Raw genomic sequence first — 2,704 nt, 5'->3', positions numbered from 1 at the left:
TGTGATTTTCTAAGTAGCGGCGAGCGAAAGGGAAAGAGGCCAAACCGGATAACGAAAGTTATGCGGGGTTGAGGACTGCGAGAGAAAGGACAGGAAGCTAACAGAATGGCATTGGGAAAGCCAGCCAGAGAGGGTGAAAGCCCCGTAAGTGAAAGCGGAAAGTTCAGAGCAGGATCCAGAGTACCGCGAGACACGGGAAACCTAGCGGGAAGCCGGGGGGACCACCCCCCAAGCCTAAATACTACCTGGTGACCGATAGCGAGAGTACAGTGATGGAAAGGTGAAAAGGACCCCGGGAGGGGAGTGAAAGAGAACCAGAAACCCTATGTTTACAAGCAGTTGAAGAGTGATACTGAGAGGTATAGACTCGACAGCGTACTTTTTGTAGAACGGTCCGGCGAGTTATTGTCACATGCAAGGTTAAGGTATGAAGTACCGGAGCCGAAGGGAAACCGAGTCTGAAGAGGGCAAAGAGTATGTGAGAATAGACCCGAAACCGGGTGACCTATCCATGTCCAGGATGAAGCGTGAGTAAAATCGCGTGGAGGTCCGAACCCACATCCGTTGAAAAGGGTGGGGATGAGGTGTGGATAGCGGAGAAATTCCAATCGAACCCGGAGATAGCTGGTTCTCCCCGAAATAGCTTTAGGGCTAGCCTTAAGGAGAGTCTAACGGAGGTAGAGCACTGAATTGCCGATGGGGCGTAAAGCTTACTGAAGCATATCAAACTCCGAATGCCGAAGAGACAGACTTAGGAGTCAGACGATCGGAGATAAGTTCGATGGTCAAAAGGGAAAAAGCCCAGACCAACAGCTAAGGCCCCCAAGTGCATGTTAAGTGGAAAAGGATGTGAGACTTCGAAGACAACTAGGATGTTGGCTTAGAAGCAGCCAAACATTAAAAGAGTGCGTAATAGCTCACTAGTCGAGAGGACTTGCGCCGAAAATACACGGGGCTAAAACATGGCGCCGAAGCTTTGGATGCCAGAGGAATCTGGTGAGGTAGGGGAGCATTGTGCAAGGAAGAAGCGGAAAGGGAACTGACCGTGGACGAAGCAGAAGAGAGAATGCCGGAATGAGTAGCGAGATAGAAGTGAGAATCTTCTAGGCCGAAAATCTAAGGTTTCCAGAGTAAAGCTGATCTGCTCTGGGGAAGTCGGGACCTAAGGCGAGGTCGAAAGACGTAGTCGATGGAGAACAGGTGGAGAATCCTGTACCGAAGGTAAACAGAACTGTGGGGACACAGGAGGATAGGGAGAGCCGGGAATGGGAAGACCGGTGCAAGCGAGAAGCCGTGGCGAGGAGGAAAAGCCCCTCGTCTGAGGTGAGACGTGAGGCGGACCGAAAAGAAGTAGGGAAGCTCCTGAATTCAGACTGTCAAGAAAAGCCGCTATAGATTTACCGTAGCCCGTACCGGAAACCGACACAGGTAGATGAGGAGAGAATCCAAAGGCCGACGGGAGAAGCGTTGTTAAGGAACTAGGCAAAATGACCCCGTAACTTAGGGAGAAGGGGTGCCATGTGAGAGCATGGTCGCAGAGAAGAGGCCCAAGCGACTGTTTAGCAAAAACCCAGGTTTCTGCGAACCCGAAAGGGGAAGTATAGGAGCTGACGCCTGCCCGGTGCTGGAAGGTTAAGGGGAGGGCTCAGGAGAAATCCGAAGGTTCGAACTTAAGCCCCAGTAAACGGCGGCCGTAACTATAACGGTCCTAAGGTAGCGAAATTCCTTGTCGGGTAAGTTCCGACCCGCACGAAAGGCGTAACGATTTGGGCACTGTCTCGACAACGCGCCCGGTGAAATTGAAGTACCAGTGAAGATGCTGGTTACCCGCGACAGGACGGAAAGACCCCATGGAGCTTTACTCTAGCTTGATACTGGGATTCGGTATGACATGTACAGGATAGGAGGGAGGCAGAGAAGTGTGGACGAGAGTCTGCATGGAGCCGATGTTGGGATACCTCCCTTGTGATACTGAATTTCTAACCGAAGTCCGTGAACCGGATGAGGGACCATGTCAGGTGGGGAGTTTGACTGGGGCGGTCGCCTCCGAAAAGGTATCGGAGGCGCTCAAAGGTTGCCTCAGAATGGTTGGAAACCATTCGAAGAGTGTAAAGGCAGAAGGCAGCTTGACTGTGACAGCGACGGTTGGAGCAGGTACGAAAGTAGGACTTAGTGATCCGGTGGTAGAAAGTGGGATTGCCATCGCTCAACGGATAAAAGCTACCCTGGGGATAACAGGCTGATCTCCCCCAAGAGTTCACATCGACGGGGAGGTTTGGCACCTCGATGTCGGCTCATCGCATCCTGGGGCTGAAGGAGGTCCCAAGGGTTGGGCTGTTCGCCCATTAAAGCGGTACGCGAGCTGGGTTCAGAACGTCGTGAGACAGTTCGGTCCCTATCCGTCGTGGGCGTAGGATATTTGAGAGGAGCTGTTCTTAGTACGAGAGGACCGGAATGGACAGACCGCTGGTGGATCTGTTGCCGACCAAAGGCAGAGCAGAGTAGCCAAGTCTGGAAAGGATAAACGCTGAAGGCATCTAAGCGTGAAGCCAACCTCAAGACGAGATATCCGATTCGAAAGAAGGAAGACCCCTTGAAGACGACGAGGAGATAGGCCGGAGGTGGAAGTTCCGAGAGGGATGGAGCTGACCGGTACTAATAGGTCGAGGAGCTTGATCAGGAGAGAGGACGAGTGAAACGTGAA

At 52.5% G+C, this 2,704-nt stretch carries 1 rRNA gene; it reads left to right on the top strand.

From position 1 onward, the window contains the following. Window positions 1-2,680, top strand: a 23S ribosomal RNA gene (locus H8730_RS17060); the annotation flags it as partial. Window positions 2,681-2,704: the final 24 nt, after the last annotated feature.

Origin of the sequence: Bianquea renquensis (assembly GCF_014384895.1) — a bacterium.
In the GTDB taxonomy this organism is placed as follows: domain Bacteria; phylum Bacillota; class Clostridia; order Lachnospirales; family Bianqueaceae; genus Bianquea; species Bianquea renquensis.
Note: the sequence above shows the minus strand (reverse complement) of the source record. Positions and strands in the feature narration are given on the sequence as shown.